The organism is Mesorhizobium sp. M0590 (assembly GCF_040320905.1).
Classification (GTDB): domain Bacteria; phylum Pseudomonadota; class Alphaproteobacteria; order Rhizobiales; family Rhizobiaceae; genus Mesorhizobium.
Genome location: NZ_JAMYQN010000002.1, coordinates 146,298 through 163,013, shown reverse-complemented (window position 1 = coordinate 163,013; position 16,716 = coordinate 146,298). Strand labels below are relative to the sequence as shown.

General features: G+C 63.3%; 16 protein-coding genes. 7 read left to right on the top strand and 9 right to left on the bottom strand.

Annotated features, from left to right (window positions below; all coding sequences use genetic code 11):
• The first annotated feature begins 19 nt into the window (after window positions 1–19).
• The gene (locus tag NKI52_RS04470; protein WP_352697161.1) at window positions 20–517 is read left to right on the top strand and encodes a hypothetical protein; all 498 of its coding nucleotides are present in this window, start codon (window positions 20–22) and stop codon (window positions 515–517) included.
• Window positions 518–560: 43 nt separating this feature from the next.
• Here NKI52_RS04470 and dps read toward each other — a convergent pair whose 3' ends face one another.
• The 4 genes from dps to NKI52_RS04450 all read right to left on the bottom strand — a co-directional run bounded on the left by dps (window position 561) and on the right by NKI52_RS04450 (window position 4,455).
• Window positions 561–1,049, bottom strand: a complete 489-nt coding sequence (gene dps, locus NKI52_RS04465) for a DNA starvation/stationary phase protection protein Dps (protein WP_023676226.1) — start codon at window positions 1,047–1,049, stop codon at window positions 561–563.
• A 146-nt stretch (window positions 1,050–1,195) separates the two neighbouring features.
• On the bottom strand, window positions 1,196–2,449 hold the full coding sequence (locus NKI52_RS04460) for an LLM class flavin-dependent oxidoreductase (protein WP_352697159.1): 1,254 nt from the start codon (window positions 2,447–2,449) through the stop codon (window positions 1,196–1,198).
• Window positions 2,446–3,459, bottom strand: a complete 1,014-nt coding sequence (locus tag NKI52_RS04455; protein ID WP_352697157.1) for an LLM class flavin-dependent oxidoreductase — start codon at window positions 3,457–3,459, stop codon at window positions 2,446–2,448. Before NKI52_RS04455 ends, NKI52_RS04460 begins: the two co-directional genes overlap by 4 nt.
• Window positions 3,460–3,534: 75 nt before the next feature.
• Complete coding sequence (locus tag NKI52_RS04450; protein ID WP_352697155.1) at window positions 3,535–4,455, bottom strand: LysR family transcriptional regulator; 921 nt, start codon at window positions 4,453–4,455, stop codon at window positions 3,535–3,537.
• A gap of 140 nt (window positions 4,456–4,595) precedes the next feature.
• Between NKI52_RS04450 and NKI52_RS04445 the strand changes: the two genes are divergently transcribed.
• From NKI52_RS04445 to NKI52_RS04430, 4 genes are all read left to right on the top strand, one after another.
• Window positions 4,596–5,813, top strand: coding sequence for a urate hydroxylase PuuD (locus tag NKI52_RS04445; RefSeq protein WP_352697153.1), 1,218 nt, complete (start codon window positions 4,596–4,598; stop codon window positions 5,811–5,813).
• 1 nt (window position 5,814) lies between these two features.
• Entirely contained in the window at window positions 5,815–7,128 is a 1,314-nt protein-coding gene (gene guaD / locus NKI52_RS04440; protein ID WP_352697151.1) for a guanine deaminase, read from the top strand.
• A gap of 75 nt (window positions 7,129–7,203) precedes the next feature.
• Window positions 7,204–7,710, top strand: coding sequence for a heme-degrading domain-containing protein (locus NKI52_RS04435; RefSeq protein ID WP_352697149.1), 507 nt, complete (start codon window positions 7,204–7,206; stop codon window positions 7,708–7,710).
• A 175-nt stretch (window positions 7,711–7,885) separates the two neighbouring features.
• The gene (locus NKI52_RS04430) at window positions 7,886–9,151 is read left to right on the top strand and encodes a glycerate kinase type-2 family protein (RefSeq protein WP_352697148.1); all 1,266 of its coding nucleotides are present in this window, start codon (window positions 7,886–7,888) and stop codon (window positions 9,149–9,151) included.
• Window position 9,152: 1 nt separating this feature from the next.
• Here NKI52_RS04430 and NKI52_RS04425 read toward each other — a convergent pair whose 3' ends face one another.
• The 3 genes from NKI52_RS04425 to NKI52_RS04415 form a co-directional block, all read right to left on the bottom strand.
• Window positions 9,153–9,875 (bottom strand): UdgX family uracil-DNA binding protein, encoded by a 723-nt coding sequence (locus tag NKI52_RS04425; RefSeq protein ID WP_352697429.1) that lies wholly within the window; start codon window positions 9,873–9,875, stop codon window positions 9,153–9,155.
• 86 nt (window positions 9,876–9,961) lie between these two features.
• Window positions 9,962–11,383: a glutamine synthetase family protein gene (locus tag NKI52_RS04420; protein ID WP_352697146.1), complete on the bottom strand. Its 1,422-nt coding sequence runs from the start codon at window positions 11,381–11,383 to the stop codon at window positions 9,962–9,964.
• 14 nt (window positions 11,384–11,397) lie between these two features.
• A complete protein-coding gene (locus tag NKI52_RS04415) occupies window positions 11,398–12,771 on the bottom strand; it encodes an aspartate aminotransferase family protein (RefSeq protein WP_352697144.1) in 1,374 nt (457 codons plus the stop codon).
• A 166-nt stretch (window positions 12,772–12,937) separates the two neighbouring features.
• Here NKI52_RS04415 and NKI52_RS04410 point away from each other — a divergent pair, with 166 nt between their 5' ends.
• Window positions 12,938–13,390: a hypothetical protein gene (locus NKI52_RS04410; protein ID WP_352697142.1), complete on the top strand. Its 453-nt coding sequence runs from the start codon at window positions 12,938–12,940 to the stop codon at window positions 13,388–13,390.
• Window positions 13,391–13,401: 11 nt separating this feature from the next.
• On the opposite strand, the gene NKI52_RS04405 is transcribed toward NKI52_RS04410, so the two are convergent.
• Window positions 13,402–14,376 carry a WD40 repeat domain-containing protein gene (locus NKI52_RS04405; RefSeq protein ID WP_352697140.1) on the bottom strand — a complete coding sequence of 325 codons (975 nt, stop codon included), beginning with the start codon at window positions 14,374–14,376 and terminating at the stop codon, window positions 13,402–13,404.
• A 257-nt stretch (window positions 14,377–14,633) separates the two neighbouring features.
• Window positions 14,634–15,701, bottom strand: a complete 1,068-nt coding sequence (locus tag NKI52_RS04400; protein ID WP_352697138.1) for a CobW family GTP-binding protein — start codon at window positions 15,699–15,701, stop codon at window positions 14,634–14,636.
• Window positions 15,702–15,898: 197 nt separating this feature from the next.
• Between NKI52_RS04400 and NKI52_RS04395 the strand changes: the two genes are divergently transcribed.
• Window positions 15,899–16,621 (top strand): intradiol ring-cleavage dioxygenase, encoded by a 723-nt coding sequence (locus tag NKI52_RS04395; RefSeq protein ID WP_352620710.1) that lies wholly within the window; start codon window positions 15,899–15,901, stop codon window positions 16,619–16,621.
• Window positions 16,622–16,716: the final 95 nt, after the last annotated feature.

Sequence of the window (16,716 nt, the reverse complement as noted above, 5' to 3'; positions counted from 1 at the left end):
ACACGAGCAGCGCATATTGATGAAACAGCTTGTCATAGCTCTTCTGGCTGCTTTTGCAGTTTTCTTGGCGTCTACAATAGGATCGCGAACGCCCGCTGCGCGACACGCCGGCGAGCAAACACTCCGCGCCACCTGGTTTGTGCATGTGTTTGCGGTCCTGCTTGCGGGCTTTATCGCGGTCGTTGTGGTTGCCGGACACAGCGAAACACCGAGCGAGCAACTTCCCTGGATTTTTGGTCTACTGGTTGGCTTTGGTCTGAGCCTGATCGGGTGGATTTGGTTCTTTTATGTTCGCGTAGTCTTTTGGAATGTCGAGGGAATAGGAATCCGGCAGCCATTCATGCCGCCTCGATTTATTCGGTGGGAAGACATCGAATGGGCTGGTCGCAAATGGACAGGAGATTTCCAGCTTCGTTCCAAGAAAATCAGCATTGGCTACACCGCGTTCCAGGGCGGACACGATGAGCTAAATCGCCGGGTGAAGCTTGAGGTGCCGAAGTTCGAGAGGAATTTCTAATCGAACCCCGGCGCGCCGAGCAAATAGCGCCGTCCAAAAAGAGCTATTCCTTCTCCTGCGTGTGCGCCTCAAGGAACCACAGCAATTTGTCGAGCGAGCGCGAATAGGCGGTGAAGATGTCGGCGGTGTCGGCATCGCCCGCGCCAGCCGCCTCGTCGATCGCCGCGCGTGCCCGCTTGGCGGTTGCGGCATAGCGGTCGATCAGCGCCGCTAGATGGTCTCGGGTCTTGTGGATGTCGGTCGGATAGGCCTCCAGCATAGTCGCCTTCGACACCTCCTGCGAGGTGCCGAGCGCCGTGCCGCCGAGCTGTACGGCGCGCTCGGCAATGGTGTCGACATGGCCGTCGATCTCCTCGCGGAACGTGTCGAGCATCTCGTGGATGGCGATGAATTGCGGTCCCTTGACGTTCCAGTGCGCCTGCTTGGTGATCAAGGCCAGATCGATGGCGTCGGCGAGGCGGGCATTGAGAAGATCGATACACTCTTTCTTGGCATTGGATTGCAGGTCATTGCGGGTGGCGATGGCATCCATGATCGGCTCCTGTGGCGGTTGCGTCCGCGTGGTTTGAAAAGAGGGCGAAGTTTGGGATGGTCAATCGAATATGCGCGCAGACGCCCTCATCGCCGCGGCACAGCATCCCAAAACGGCGATCTCCGACTTTCGTTCCGCTCGTCGTTTTACGCCGGCGTTTTCAAGCCCAGATGGTCGCGCAGCGTGCTACCTTCATAATCCTTCCGGAAAAGCCCGCGCCGCTGCAGCTCCGGCACGACAAGCGTGGCAAAGGCTTCGAGTTCGCCGGGAAAATAGGATGGCATGACGTTGAAACCGTCTGCCGCGCCGCCCTCGAAGCGTGCCTCGAGCTGGTCGGCGATCTGGGCCGGAGTTCCGACGACGCGCCAATGACCGCGCGCGCCGGCGAAATGACGGGCAAGCTGGCGGATGGACAGCTTGTCGCGGCGGGATTGCTCGATGACGAGCGCCTGCCGGCTCTGCATGCCTTCGCTGGCCGGCAGCTCGGGCAGCGGTCCGTCGATGGGATAGCGCGCGAGATCGGATATGCTGAGATAGCTGGAAAGCAGCGCGACGCCGACATCGTCCGGTATCAGCTCCTGCAGTTCATCATGTTTTGCCCGGGCTTCCGCTTCGCTTGCCGCGACGACCGGCGCGACGCCGGGCATGATCTTGACGTCCTCCGGCTCGCGCCCATGGGGCGCCAGCCGTCCCTTGAGGTCGTCGTAGAAGGCCTTTGCCTCCTCGAATGTTTGCGCCGCAGTGAACACCACATCGGCGGTCCGGGCGGCGAGATCGCGGCCCTCGTCCGACGCTCCTGCCTGAACCATGACCGGCGCACCTTGTGGCGAGCGCGGCAGATCGAGCGGGTCGCGCACCGAAAAACTTCTGCCTTCGTGTCCACCCTGGCCTCGCCAAAGGCCGGTAACCACGGCAGCGAATTCGCGCGCGCGTTCGTAGCGGTCCGCATGTGGGCGCAGTCCGGTCGAGCCGAAATTGGCGGCCTCGATCTGGCTCGCCGAAGTGACGAGGTTCCAGCCGGCTCGGCCACCGCTCAGATGGTCGAGCGACAGGAAGGTCCGCGCCAGTCCGTAAGGCTCGTTATAGCTCGTCGACGCCGTGGAGACGAGGCCGATGCGCTCCGTCTGGACGGCGAGCGCGGCAAGCAGGCTTATCGGCTCGAAGCCGATCGAGCGCGACGTTTGGCTGGCGATGTTGCCATTGGCCTCGCGCACGCCGGCGGCGTCCTCGCAGAAGATCATGTCGAATTTGGCTGCTTCCGCCGTCCGCGCCAGCTGGATGTAATGATCGATGTCGATGCCGGCCGTGACATCCGCTTGCGGATGGCGCCAGGCGGCGATGTGGTGGCCTGTCGCCCACAGGAAGGCGCCGAGCTTCATCTGGCCTCGACCGGCGCTCATTGCCGATCCTCCCCTGCAAGCCCGAGATGGGCGCGCAGTGTCGCCGCGCTGTAGCCGGACCGGACAAGGCCGCGGCGGCGAAGCTCCGGCAGCACGAGACCGACGAAATCGTCGAGCGCCGATGTGAACGGCATGGCGATGTTGAAACCGTCGCAGGCTTTCGAGCGAAAGCACTCTTCGAGCCCGTCCGCAAACAGGTCCGGCGCGGCGGTTATTTCGGCGCTGACGGTAACGTTCATCAGCACTTTCAGCGCCTCCGGACTGCGCCCGAAGGCAAGCGCACGGCGCTTCAGATCGCCAGCCTTCGCCGGCTCGATCGATGCCTCATCCAGCAGGACGACATCGGCGGTGCGGGCGGCGATATCCGTGTCGGGCTCGGACAGGCCGGACATGACCAGCACCGGCGTGTCCTGCGGCGACCGCGCCACGTTGAGCGGCCCGCGCACGGAAAAATATTCGCCCTTGTGGTCGAGCAAATGCATCTTTTCAGGATCGAAGAAGCGGCCGCCACTTTTGTCGAACAGCAGCGCGTCTGCGTCCCAGCCTTTCCACAAGCCTTGCACGATGCCGATGAATTCCTCGACGCGCAGGCGGAAATCGTCGCCGGAAAACCCTTCCGGTCGGCTGAAATTGGCCGCCTCGCGCGGATCGGGAAACATGCTCGCGTTCCAGCCGGCGCGGCCATGGCTGATAATATCGAGCGAGGCGAAACGGCGTGCGAGGTTGTAGGGCTGGTGGGCGACCGTCGACGCCGCGGCGGCAAGGCCGATCCTGCTTGTCACCGTCGCCAGCGCCGCCACCAAGGTCGTTGCTTCGAAGCGCATTTGCCGGTTCGGCCCGCCTGCAACCGGCGCGGAATCGGCGAGCAACACCATATCCAGACCGGCCGCTTCGGCTTCTTGCACGAACCGCGTCAGCAGACTGAAGTCCGAGCCGGCGTCGGGCGGATGGGAAGGGGCGGCTTCCGGAGACAGTGAAACGGCGAGACACATTGTGGCGCCGTTGGCCATCGCTTTTCCCTGTTGAGCGAGATTCCTTGAGAATTATCTCGCCGGCTGGACGGAAAGCAACCGGCCAGCCGGCGATCATTTGCCGGCCAGAATATCCCTGATCAGCCGCTGGCAGCGCTCGGCCATGAAATCGAGCAGCAGCCGCACCTTCGGATCCTGCAGCTTCTTATGAGGGTAGACGGCGGCGAACTGCACCGGCGTCGGCGGCGTGTTGCTCAGGATCACCTTCAGCCGCTGGTCGCGGATAAACGGCTCGACCTCGAAGCGCGGCTTGTTGATGATGCCGCGGCCGGACAGCGCCCAGCCGGTCAGCACGTCGCCATCATCGGTATCGTAGGGGCCGTGCACCTCGAACTTTTGCGGTCCGTTCGGCGTCTGCAGCGTCCAGACATATTCGCGCGCGCCGGAATAGCGCAGCATCAGGCAATCGTGCTTCTTGCCGATCAACTCCTGCGGCTCGGTGGGCTCGCCGCGCGCTTCCAGATATTGCGGAGCCGCCACCAGAATGCGCTCGCATTCCATGATGCCGCGCATCCTGAGGCTGGAATCCTCGATGATGCCCAGCCGGAAGGCAACGTCGATGCCTTCCTTCATGATATCCACATTGTGGTCGGATAACCGGAGCCGCACCTCGATATCGGGGTATCTGTCGTGGAAATCCGGGATGCCGGATGCCACCAGCCGCCGCCCGAGGCCGAGCGGCGCTGTCACCTTTATGGTGCCGCGCGGCTGCCCGGATAACGCGCTGACCGCAGCTTCGGCCTCGGTGACCGCCTCCAGCACCTGCTTGGCGCCGGAGTAGAACACCGTGCCGTGCTCGGTCGGCATCAACTGCCGCGTCGTGCGGTTGAACAGCCTGACACCGAGATGCTTCTCGAGCTCCTTGATGCGATTGGAAGCGACTGCCGGCGAAATGCGCATGTCGCGCCCAGCCGCCGATAAATTCCCGAGCTCGACGACGCGGACGAAAACGGCGATGTTGTCGAGATAGGCCATGCGGCTTTCGTGGCTCTCATGTGGCAGCGTGTAACGAGCCTAGTATTTTCCAAATTTTTTTGAAAGTCATCGTGCAGCTCGGCTCTTTCCGTTTGCGCTCCAGTCCGTAAAGTCAGTGGATCGGCAGGGACGATTTTTTCATGATGGATTTCGCGATATTCTGGGATTGGCTGAGTTTCGCCGTGCGCTGGCTGCATGTCGTCACCGGTATCGCCTGGATTGGATCGTCCTTTTATTTCGTCGCGCTCGATCTCGGGCTGCGCCAGCGTCCGGGCATGCCTGCCGGAGCCTTCGGCGAGGAATGGCAGGTGCATGGCGGCGGCTTCTACCATGTGCAGAAATATCTGGTGGCGCCGGCTGAGATGCCCGAGCATCTGACCTGGTTCAAGTGGGAATCCTACGCCACCTGGCTGTCGGGCTTCGCCATGCTGTGCGTCGTCTACTATGCCGGGGCGGACCTGTTCCTGATCGATCCGAATGTCCTTGCCATGTCGGTGCCTACAGGCATCTTGCTGTCGCTGGCGACGATCGGCGTCGGCTGGGTGGTCTACGATCTCTTGTGCCGTTCGCCGCTTGGCAACAGCGACACCGGCCTGATGCTGGTGCTCTACGGCGTGCTGGTGTTCATCGCCTGGGGCCTGACCCACCTGTTCACCGGCCGCGCCGCTTTCCTGCATCTCGGCGCCATCACCGCGACGATCATGTCGGCCAACGTTTTCATGGTCATCATCCCCAACCAGAAGATCGTCGTCGCCGACCTGATCGCCGGCCGTAAGCCCGATCCGAAATACGGCAAGATCGCCAAACAGCGCTCGCTGCACAACAACTACCTGACGCTGCCGGTTTTGTTCCTGATGCTGTCGAACCATTATCCGCTGGCGTTCGGCACAGAGTTCAACTGGGTCATCGCCTCGCTGGTGTTCATCATCGGCGTGCTGATCCGGCACTATTTCAACACCAGGCATGCGCGCAAAGGCAATCCGACCTGGACCTGGCTGGCGGCCGCCGTCCTGTTCGTCGTCATCATCTGGCTGTCGACGGCACCGAAGCTGCTGACCGGCGAGGTGAGGGCCTCGTCGGCTGCACAGGTCTACGTCGCCTCGGCGCATTTTCCCGCCGTGCGCGATACGGTGCTTGGCCGCTGTTCGATGTGCCATGCGGCGGACCCGTCCTACGCGGGCATTTACCACGCGCCTAAGGGCGTGATGCTCGACACCGATGCCGGCATCGCCGAGCACGCCGGCGAGATCTACCTGCAGGCCGGCCGCAGCCACGCCATGCCGCCCGCCAACGTCACCCAGATCACCGACAAGGAACGGGCACTGCTGGTAGCCTGGTTCGAAGGCGCGGGGAAATAGCATGACCAGCACGCTCCTGCGCGGCCGCACGCTGTCGTTTTTGCGCTGGCCAGAAACCATCGACGACCATTCCGCCTGGCATTACGAGCAAGATGGCGGCCTGCTGATGCGCGACGGCAGGATCGTTGCCGCGGGCGCCTATGCCGAGGTCGAGAAAAAGGCGGGCGAGGGAACAAAAAAAATCGACCACAGGCCGCATCTGCTGCTGCCCGGATTCATCGATGCGCACGCGCATTTTCCGCAGATGCAGGTCATCGCTTCCTTCGGCGCCGAGCTGCTCGACTGGCTGAACACCTACACTTTTCCGGAAGAGACAAAATTCCAGAACGCCCAGCATGGCCGCCGTATCGCCAGGCTGTTCCTGGATGAAGTATTGCGGCATGGCACCACGACAGTCGCGGCCTATTGCTCGGTACACAAGGAATCTGCCGAGGCGTTCTTTGCCGAGTCGCACGACCGCAACATGCTCAACATCGCCGGCAAGGTGATGATGGACCGCAACGCGCCGGACGGCGTGCTCGACACGCCGCAATCGGGCTATGACGACAGCAAGGCGTTGATCGATGAGTGGCACGGCAAGGGGCGCCAGCACTATGCCATCACGCCGCGCTTCGCCATCACCTCGTCGCCCGAGCAATTGGAGATGGCGGGCGCGCTCTGCCGCGAATATCCTGATCTGCACATGCAGACGCATCTGTCGGAAAACCACGCCGAGATCGCCTTCACGCAGCAATTGTACCCGCAGACGCGGGACTACACCGACGTCTACGAACACTATGGGCTGCTCGGGCGCAGAAGCCTGTTCGGCCATTGCATCCACCTGTCGGAACGCGAGGCGGATGCGCTTTCGGATAGCGGCTCGGTGGCGGTGTTCTGCCCGACCTCCAACCTGTTTCTCGGCTCGGGCCTGTTCGATTATCAGCGCTATAGCCGCCGCGAGAAGCCGCTTCGCATCGCCGCCGCCACCGATGTCGGCGGTGGCACCAACTATTCGATGCTGCGCACCATGGACGAGGGCTACAAGGTGATCGCGCTGAACGGCGAGAAGCTCAATCCGTTCCAGTCCTTCTGGCAGCTGACCCGCGGCAATGCCGAGGCGCTGTCGCTTGCGGAAAAGATCGGCACCCTGGAGGAAGGCAGCGACGCCGATATCATCGTGCTCGACGCCTGCGCCACGCCGGCGATGCGGCTGCGGGTGGAGACGGCGGACACGCTCGCCGAGGAATTGTTTCTGCTGCAGACGCTCGGCGACGACCGCGCCGTGCGCGAGGTCTATGTCGCCGGCCGGGCGGCCAAGGCGGATATAGCGGTTTAGCCGTCGTATGCGGCCGGCTTGACCGGGCGGCAGCCATCCGCCAAAGCAACAGGCGAGATCGACAAGGGGAACGACATGGCCGTTGCGGACGACATCGCTCTGATCAAGAAACAGGAAGCCACGCTTGTCTTTTCGGCCTTCGATGAAGCCGTCGCTTTCGAGATCGGCTCGGCGATCCGCGACCGGGCTCTCAAGGAAAACCTGCCGATCATCGTCGATATCAGAACTTTCGACCGGCCGTTGTTCTATGCGGCAATGCCCGGCTCGAACGCCTCCAATCCGGACTGGGCGCGGCGCAAGATCAACGTCGTGCGGCGGTTCCTGAAAAGCACCTACCGCATTGTGCTGGAGCAGCAGCGCCCCGACCGCAGCTTCAAGCCCGGCGAGGGGCTGGACGTTGCCGACTATGTGCTGGCCGGTGGCGGCTTTCCCATCACTGTCAAGGGCGCTGGCGTCATCGGCGTGATCGCCGTCTCCGGTCTACCGGAGCGCGAGGACCACGGAGTGGTCGTCGATACGCTGTGTAGCTACTTGGGCGTCGATAGCCAGGAGTTGGTCCTGCCGCCGGAGGCAACATCGTGACGTTGGCGCTGCCCCTCATCCGCCTGCCGGCACCTTCTCCCCGCGTAGTGACGGGGAGAAGGGAAACGCTCCAACGCTGGCGATCCCCTCTCCCCGTCTCTATACGGGGAGAGGGTAAGGGTGAGGGGCAGCGCAAACGCCGCAGAAGCTCGCACAGCGTCCGTGGTAGCTCAGTATGACCGCGCTCGATCCCAAGTCCTTTCTCATTTCGATCTTCAACGCCGCCGTTGCCGCCGCCGATCCCCAGAGGACGATCAAGGATCATTTGCCCGCAAGGCCGAAGGGACGGATGATCGTCATCGGTGCAGGAAAAGGCTCGGCGCAGATGGCGGCGGCTTTCGAGAAAGTGTGGGACCGGCCGATCGAAGGTTTGGTCGTCACCCGCTACGGCTATGGCGCGGCCTGCCGGCGCATCGAGATCATCGAGGCGGCGCATCCGGTGCCGGATGCCGCGGGGCTGGAGGCCTCGCGACGGCTGCTCGAAAAGGTCCAGGGACTGACTGCGGACGACCTCGTCGTGGCGCTCATTTCGGGCGGCGGCTCGGCGCTGCTGCCGTCACCTGCCGAAGGTCTGACGCTGGCCGATGAGGTCGCTGTCAACGAGGCGCTGCTCGCCTCCGGCGCGCCGATCGCCGCGATGAACACCATCCGCAAACATGTTTCCACGATCAAGGGCGGCAGGCTGGCGGCCGCTGCCTATCCAGCCAAGGTGGTGTCGCTGGTGGTCTCCGACATTCCGGGCGATAACCCGGCGCTGGTCGCTTCCGGCCCGACCGTTCCCGATTCCGGCAGCCGCGAAGATGCATTAGCGTCGATCGCCGCCTATGACATGAAATTACCGGCTTCAGTGATGGCGCACATCAATTCGCCGGCCGCCGATGCACCGCGCGTCGATGATCCGCGTTTTTCGCGCAACGAGGTACATCTGATCGCCTCGGCCGGCGTATCGCTGGAAGCGGCTGCGGCCGAAGCCGGGTACCAAGGTATCGAAGCGGTCATTCTCTCCGATTCCATCGAGGGCGAGGCGCGTGAGGTCGGCGGCGTCCACGCTGCAATCGCGCGCGAAGTGGCGACGCGCAACCGGCCATTCGCAAAACCGGTGCTGATCCTGTCGGGCGGCGAGACGACCGTGACCTTGCGCGCGAAAGGCAAAGGCGGCCGCAACTCGGAATTCCTGCTCGCCTTCGCCATTGGGATCAGCGGCATGGCGGGCGTCCACGCACTGGCCGCCGACACCGACGGCATTGACGGTTCGGAAGACAATGCCGGCGCCTTCGCCGACGGCTCGACAGTGTCGCGGATGCGTAAGGCGGGCGTCGATGCCAAGGCCATGCTTGCCGGCAACAACGCCTGGACGGCATTCAGTGCCGTAGATGACCTTTTCGTACCCGGTCCGACCGGCACAAACGTCAACGATCTCCGGGCTATATTGATCAAATAGCTCAGGCGGCCATCAGCTTTTTCACCGCTCTCATATCCTGCAGGAACCGGTCGCGTTCTGCCTGCTTGTCCGCCGGCTCGCGAATGCGCAGGATGAAGGACGGGTGGATGGTGACGAAGACACGCAAGCCATCGTCGCGCTCCACGACGGCCCCGCGCATCTTCATGATCGGCACCACCTTGCCAAGCAGCGCCTGCGCCGCCGTTGCGCCGAGCGCCACCGCCAGATTGGGCTTGATCAGATCGATTTCCTTGTCGAGCCACCAGCGGCAAGCCTGCACCTCGCCGGCGTTCGGCTTGGAGTGGATGCGCCGCTTGCCGCGCGGCTCGAACTTGAAATGCTTGACCGCGTTGGTGACGTAGACTTTCAGCCGATCGACGCCGGCATCGTCCAGGATCGCGTCAAACACCTTGCCCGCCGGACCGACGAAGGGCTTGCCCGCCAGGTCCTCCTGGTCGCCCGGCTGTTCGCCGACGAAGATCACCTTGGCTTTATCAGGGCCTTCACCGAACACGGTCTGCGTGGCGTCGTGCCATAGCGGACAGCGGCGGCAGATCTTGGCCGTTTCGCGCAGTTCAGGAATCGTCCTGGCGTCGATTTCTGTCGTTTCCGGAGACTTGCTTGCAGGCAAGCGTCTTGCCTGCACCTTGGCATGGTGCGGCGTCGGGGTTGTCTGCATCCTGGCGATCATGACTAAGGCGGCCTTGTTCGCTCCTGCAATCAGACACGCAATGAGCAAAGCCCGCCGAAGGTTCCGTTGAAATTATTCCGCATGGGCCTTCGACGGCGGATGGCCGACGATGTGATGCCCTACACCTCGTGCAGATAGAGGTGATAATCCAGTTCGCTGACCGTGCGCGCCACGCGCAGATATTCCGATTGCTTGATCGCCACGAACGTCCGGTGCAGGTCTTCGCCCAATGCGCCCTTGAGGAAGGTCGACGCCCTTGCCGCCTCGATCGCGGCACGCCAGTCGACCGGCATCGTCGTGCGCGTGACGGCCGATTCGTAGCCATTGCCGGTGGTTTCGGGACCGGGATCGAGGCCTTCGTCGAGGCCTTTGACGACACCGGCCAGCACCGTTGCCGCCACCAGGTAAGGATTCGCGTCGACGCCCGATGGCCGGTGCTCGATGCGGCGGTTCTTGGCATCGCCGGCCGGCACACGCAGTGCCACCGAACGGTTGTTGACGCCCCAGGTCGGCGCCACCGGCGCATAGGATTGCGAGACGAAGCGCCGCCATGAATTGGCATGCGGCGCGAAGACCAGCATCGATTCCGCCATCGTCTGGATCAGTCCGCCGAGGCTGCGCAGCAGCGGCAGAGACCAGCTTTCGCCGCCGGTTTCGGCAAAGACATTCTTGCCGGCATCGTCCAGCAGCGAGACATGAAAATGCATGCCCGAGCCGGCATATTTCTCGATCGGCTTGGCCATGAAGCAAGCGGTGACCCCATGACGGCGCGCCTGCGCCCGCACCAGTCGCTTGAGCATCACGAGATCGTCGGCCGCCCGCATCACATCCTTGCGGTAGTTGAGCGTCAGCTCGTACTGGCCGGGCGCATATTCCGAGATGACCGTCTCGGCCGGGATGCCTTGCACCTTGGCTGCGGCGTAGATGTCGGAAAACAGCGGCTCCATGCCGTGTAGATGGTCGACGGAATAGACCTCCGTCTTGGCCGAGCGGCGTCCGTCAAGCACCGCGTGCGCCGGCTGCACCTTGCCTTCGGCATCGCGCTCGTTGGCGAGCAGGAAGAATTCGAGCTCGAAGGCGCCGGCCGGATGCAGGCCCTTGGCCGCGAGGATGTCTACCTGGCGGGCGAGTGCCAGCCGCGGGTCGGACGACATCGGCTGGCCATCGAGATGGTACATCGCCATCAGCACCTGGCCGCGCGGCGGCTGGGTGGCGAACAGCGGCACCAGTGTGCCGGGGATCGGCCACGCCCGCAGGTCGCCGTCGCCCGTCGTCCAGATCAGCCCGGTCTCGTGAACATCCTCGCCGGTGATGTCGAGGCCGAGGATCGAGATCGGCATGTGCCGGCCCCCCTCGAAGATGCTCATCAACTCATGCCGGCGCACGATCTTGCCGCGCCCGACGCCATTGGCGTCGGTCAGCACGATGTCGAACGCTTCGATCTCGGGATGAGCGTCGAGAAAGGCCTGCGCCTCGGCGGGCGTCGAGCCGGAAGGGGATGTCGTGACCAGGTTCAAACTTTGCTTGGGCGCTTGTTTCATGCCGCAAGCTTGTCTCACGCCGTAAGCTTTGCCGCAACCGCGCCGAAGGCAGTGATCAGCCGGTTCACCTGGGCGGCGCTGGTCGCAGGAGAGATCAGCATCATGTTGTGGAAGGGTGCGATCAGCACGCCGCGATTGACCAGCGCGACATGGATTGCCGCCTCGAGCTCCGGCACGTGCGCAGCTTCCGCTTCGCCGCCGTTCCTCAGCGGGCCCGGCGCGCAGATGAACTCGACACGGGCACCGACGCGAGCAACATGCCAGGGCAGACGATAGCGATCGATGACGGCGGTCAGCCCGGCGTCGAGCCGCCGCGCCAGATGGTCCATATGGCTGTAGTTCTCGTCGGTCATGACGTATTCGAGCGTGGCGCGCATCGCTGCGAATTGCAGCGGATTGGCCGACAGCGTTGTCCCCATGCCGGAGTAGCCGGGCTCTTTCCGGCTGATATAAGCGGCATAGCGGGCGGCAACGTCTTCGCTCATGCCCCAGACGCTCGCCGGTACGCCGCCGGCAATCGGCTTGCCCAGCACGAACAGGTCCGGCTCCAGCCCGTATTTGCTTGTATAGCCGCCGGGACCGGTCGAAATTGTATGCGTCTCGTCGATTAGAAGCAGCGTGCCGGTCGCACGGGTGAGACGCCGCAAGCCATCATGAAAGCCGGCTTCGGGCAGCACCATGCAGGAATTGGTCAGCACCGGCTCGGCGATGACGCAGGCGACATCGTTGCCCCGGAGTGCCGCCTCGAGCGCCGGCAAATCGTTGAACTCGATGACATCTGTCGCCCGGGTCAGGTCGCGGAATTCGCCGGCCAGTCCCGGTCGATTCACCGCTTTCCCGGCGACCAGCCGCACCATCGTCTCGTCGACCGAGCCATGATAGCAGCCGTTGAAGACCAGTATCTTCTCCCGGCCGGTAACGGCGCGGGCAACCCGCAGCGCGAAGCGGTTGGCATCGGTCGCCGTCGTCGCGATCTGCCACGACAGCAAACCGAAGCGCTGCTGCAGCAACGGTCCGATGGCCAGCGCGTCTTCGGAAGGTAGCATATAGGTCAGTCCTCGTCCGGCCTGCCGGCGGATGGCGCGGGCGACCGGCGGCGGCGAATGGCCGAACATCGAGCCGGTGTCACCAAGGCAGAAATCGTCCAGCCGATTGCCGTCGATGTCGGTGATCGCAGCGCCCTTGGCACTGTCGACCAGGATCGGGAACGGCGTCGGCCAGTCGTTCATCCAGTGCATCGGCACGCCGCCGAAGAAACCGGGCAGGCCGTTGCCGGCCTTCGCCGCCGATTTCGGCCGCGCCTTGCGGAAGGTTTCCGCCTCGGCCTCGCGCAGCGAACGAATGCGGGTGTTGATGCCACCGATGGAAGTCTTCGAATGATCCGACATGAGCGCCTCTTTCGTGCGTCACTCTAGCCAGTTGGTGTCCGGAACGGCAATTGGCCGCGCGGCTGCCCCACAATGGTTCAGCAACTATGGTGAAGAGAACGGATGCTTGACCCCGAAGCTTCTTAGGGGATCAATGGGGCAGGGTTCGTGCCTTTGGGGAAAGAAAATGCGGGGAATCATCTGCGCGGCAGTGCTGCTGTCGTCGGTCGGCACGGCCTTGGCGAGCGGCGGCATCTGGTGCTCCGCCGACGACACGGCCGTGGAATTCCAGGTCGAGGCTGGCGTTACAAGGGGCATGGGTGGGCCGACCTTCAACTTTCGCGGCGATCTCGAAATCAAGGCGCGGCCGGCCGGCGACAGTCTGCGCAAGACGGTCTTCGAGGATTCAAACCTGACGCAATACTGGCTCGACGGTAAGGAATTGCGGCTGAACATCTACCGCGAACACCAGGTCGCAGACACCTACAATTATGTCGAACTGACAATCCTGACCAAGACCAGCGACGAAGGCGTCTATGACGGCCAATACACGCTGGCTATTTATGACGCCGCGGCGGACACGGACAAGGATGGCAAGCCGGTTGAACTCAACGGCAAGGTATCCTGCGGAGCCGAGTAACTTTTCTCGATCTAAGCCGAAATATCGATGACGCCGCAGTCGCCGGCAGCGCTGCCGAAGGCGACGCGGCGCTCCTGCCTGTCCCACATCATCGCGGTGATGGCGCCTTTGCCGGGCCGGCGCAGAAGCACCTCCTTGGCGTCGGCGAAGCGCACCGCCATCACCATGCCGTCGTCATAGCCGACAGCGACGACATCCTGGCTCGGATGGCAGGCGACGGTGGTCACCATGGCGTTGCCGCGCGTGCCGAGCTCCAGCGGCGCCTTGCCCATCGGGCCGTCCTTGCCCGAAAACGGCCAGACGATCGCCGCCGGCGCGCCGGAGCTGGCCAGCCATTTGCCCTTGGGCGCCCATGACAGGCTTTTCACCTTGCCGGGATAGCCGCTCATGCGCATGTGCTTGCCGTCCGCGAGCTTCCAGCCATGCAGCGCGTTTTCCTGCATGGTGGTGACGAGGAAGGCGCCGTCCGGCGAGAAAGTGATGCCGGTATGCGCGCCGGCCCATTCGAGCTCGACCGGCTTGCCCTCGGCCGCCGGGAAATGCAGCGTCGCGCCATTGTAGCGGGCGACGCCAAAGCGCATACCCTTGGGCGAAAAGGCCAGTCCCTCGACGGAGCGCGGATGCGCGAATTCTTTCGTCTTGCCGTCGGCAAAGCGCACATAGGCGGTCTTGCCCGACGCGAAGGCGATGGCGCCTTGCGGCCCTGCAGCGACGCTGGTGATCCATTTCTTGCCGGCGCTCGCCAATTCCCCGGCCTCGCCGCCAGCGGTGACGGCAAAGACCTTGCCGTCCTCGCCGCCGGTGATCAGCCGGTCGTTGGCCACGTCATGGAAGGCGGCGAGCAGCCCGTCATTGGCCTGCACCGTCTTGTGGCCATGGTCGAGCCGGTGGATCGCGCCGTCGGCCAGCGCGAAATGCGGCACGTCGCCGAGGAAGACGGCGGCAACGCAGTGGCCTTCGAGATCAAGCGGGGCGACGGTGGGCATGCGAACTGTTCCATTAGATTGTTTGGTCGCCTTGCCGCCATTGGAGGAAAGCGTGGCTAGGTTCGACGCGACCTTCTCCCCTTGTTGTGGGAGAAGGTGGATTGGCGCGCAGCGCCAAGACGGATGAGGGGTGCTGGAACGAGCGCCGTCGATGCCAAGCTGGAGCACCCCTCATCCGACCGAGCTTCGCTCGGCCACCTTCTCCCACAAGGGGAGAAGGACAGAAGGGGCAGCGCTAACGTTATAAGATCTGGAAATCAAGCCGCCTGGCAGGCCTCGAAACTCTTCTTCAGCCGCTCGGCGTCGAGATCGCGGCCGATGAACACCAGCCGGCTCTCGTGTTTCTCGCCATCCTTCCAGGCGCGCTGGTGGTCGCCCTCGATGATCATGTGCACGCCCTGGATGACATAGCGCTCGTCATCGCCCTTGAGCGCGATGATACCCTTCAGCCGCAGGATGTTCGGGCCTTCCATCTGGGTGATCTTCTCGATCCAGGGGAAGAATTTCTTCGGATCCATCTCGCCGCCGCGCAGCGACACCGACTGCACCGACACGTCATGGATGTCGGAAGGATGCGCGTGATGATGCCCGTCATGATCGTGGTGATCATGGCCGTCGTGATCATGGTGATGGTGGTCATGATCATGATCATGATGGTCGTGATCGTCATGCGCCTCGAGGAAGTGCGGATCGTTCTCCAGCGCCCGGGACAGGTCGAACGCACCGCGATCGAGCACCTCGGACAGCGCCACGCTGGCGCGTGTGGTGCGATGGATTCGTGCCGCCGGGTTGATGGCGCGGATCGTCGCCTCCACCTTGCTCAGCTCTTCGGGGGTGACCAGATCGGTCTTGTTGAGTACGACGACATCGGCAAAGGCGATCTGGTCCTCGGCCTCTCGGGAATCCTTCAGACGCAGCGGCAGGTGCTTGGCGTCGACCAGCGCCACCACCGCATCGAGCCTGGTCTTGGAACGCACGTCGTCGTCCATGAAGAAGGTCTGCGCCACCGGCACGGGATCGGCGAGGCCTGTGGTCTCGACGATGATGGCGTCGAAGCGGCCAGGCCTGCGCATCAGGCCTTCGACGACGCGGATCAGGTCGCCGCGCACGGTGCAGCAGACGCAGCCATTGTTCATCTCGTAGATTTCCTCGTCGGATTCCACGATCAGCTCGTTGTCGATGCCGATCTCGCCGAATTCATTGACGATGACGGCGTAGCGCTTGCCATGGTTTTCCGAAAGGATGCGGTTGAGCAGTGTCGTCTTGCCGGCGCCGAGATAGCCGGTGAGGACGGTTACGGGGATCTGCGTCTGTGCGTCGCTCATATTGTGCCTCGAATAGGGATTGTCGGCTCCATATAGGATGTGTGCTCGGCTTTTGCACGAGGCAAACCGGTGGGCCAAAGAGGGGCTGGTATTGCCGAACTTTCCTCACATTACCGAACTTTCATTGGCGCCGCCTGACAGCGGGCCCTAGATAGGCGGGGTCATTTGCGGAGCTGTTCGCGTTGAAGAGGCGCCAGATGTCCGACAAGTCGTTGCCACTAAGCCGTCGGCAGGCGCTCGGTCTCGTTGCGGTTACCGCTGGCGGCATATTCCTGCCCGCCGGTGCAAGGGCCGGGCAGGTTTCGCCCTATGCCGGGCTTGCTTTGTTCGAAGCCGGTGCCGGCGTCTGCGCCATCACGCCCGAGGTCACCGAAGGGCCGTTCTATTTCGACCCGAAGCTCGAACGCGCCGATATCACCGAGGGCAAGAAGGGCATCGGCCTCAATGTGCGGCTGCAAATCGTCGACGCCGCCTGCCAGCCGCTTCCCGGCGCACGCGTCGATATCTGGCATTGCGACGCCCAAGGCAGCTATTCCGGCTATCCCGGACAGGGCGACGGGCAGGATATCGACACGTCCGGCCAGAGCTTTCTCCGCGGCTGGCAGAGAACCGATGAAAGCGGCATCGCTTCTTTCGCCACCATCTATCCCGGCTGGTATCGCGGCCGCACCACCCACATCCATTTCAAGATCTTCCCCGACGACCGCTCGGTGATGACCGGCCAGATGTTCTTCCCCGACAGCCTCAGCGAGCAGATATTCGCCACCGTCGCGCCTTATAAAGATCGCCCCGGCAAACGCGATACATCGAACGCGCGGGACGGCATTGCGCGGCAGGCCGGGCCGCTGTCGCAGGCAGCGCTGCGGGAAATGGCGGACGCCTATCAGGCGTTGATGGTGGTCGCGGTGAAAGCCGGTTGAGAACACCTCGTCACGTCCCCATCCAGCCATTGCGGAAAGTCGTTTGTCATCTAACTGAAATAAACATCTGGCATTAGCCACGGCGAACACCGCGA

What these genes read in the sequence shown, in the direction of transcription:
- NKI52_RS04470 (WP_352697161.1), top strand. Translation starts at nt 20, where the DNA reads ATGAAACAGCTTGTCATAGCTCTTCTGGCTGCTTTTGCAGTTTTCTTG.
- dps (WP_023676226.1), bottom strand. Translation starts at nt 1,049, where the DNA reads ATGGATGCCATCGCCACCCGCAATGACCTGCAATCCAATGCCAAGAAA.
- NKI52_RS04460 (WP_352697159.1), bottom strand. Translation starts at nt 2,449, where the DNA reads ATGAGCGCCGGTCGAGGCCAGATGAAGCTCGGCGCCTTCCTGTGGGCG.
- NKI52_RS04455 (WP_352697157.1), bottom strand. Translation starts at nt 3,459, where the DNA reads ATGGCCAACGGCGCCACAATGTGTCTCGCCGTTTCACTGTCTCCGGAA.
- NKI52_RS04450 (WP_352697155.1), bottom strand. Translation starts at nt 4,455, where the DNA reads ATGGCCTATCTCGACAACATCGCCGTTTTCGTCCGCGTCGTCGAGCTC.
- NKI52_RS04445 (WP_352697153.1), top strand. Translation starts at nt 4,596, where the DNA reads ATGATGGATTTCGCGATATTCTGGGATTGGCTGAGTTTCGCCGTGCGC.
- guaD (WP_352697151.1), top strand. Translation starts at nt 5,815, where the DNA reads ATGACCAGCACGCTCCTGCGCGGCCGCACGCTGTCGTTTTTGCGCTGG.
- NKI52_RS04435 (WP_352697149.1), top strand. Translation starts at nt 7,204, where the DNA reads ATGGCCGTTGCGGACGACATCGCTCTGATCAAGAAACAGGAAGCCACG.
- NKI52_RS04430 (WP_352697148.1), top strand. Translation starts at nt 7,886, where the DNA reads ATGACCGCGCTCGATCCCAAGTCCTTTCTCATTTCGATCTTCAACGCC.
- NKI52_RS04420 (WP_352697146.1), bottom strand. Translation starts at nt 11,383, where the DNA reads ATGAAACAAGCGCCCAAGCAAAGTTTGAACCTGGTCACGACATCCCCT.
- NKI52_RS04415 (WP_352697144.1), bottom strand. Translation starts at nt 12,771, where the DNA reads ATGTCGGATCATTCGAAGACTTCCATCGGTGGCATCAACACCCGCATT.
- NKI52_RS04410 (WP_352697142.1), top strand. Translation starts at nt 12,938, where the DNA reads ATGCGGGGAATCATCTGCGCGGCAGTGCTGCTGTCGTCGGTCGGCACG.
- NKI52_RS04405 (WP_352697140.1), bottom strand. Translation starts at nt 14,376, where the DNA reads ATGCCCACCGTCGCCCCGCTTGATCTCGAAGGCCACTGCGTTGCCGCC.
- NKI52_RS04400 (WP_352697138.1), bottom strand. Translation starts at nt 15,701, where the DNA reads ATGAGCGACGCACAGACGCAGATCCCCGTAACCGTCCTCACCGGCTAT.
- NKI52_RS04395 (WP_352620710.1), top strand. Translation starts at nt 15,899, where the DNA reads ATGTCCGACAAGTCGTTGCCACTAAGCCGTCGGCAGGCGCTCGGTCTC.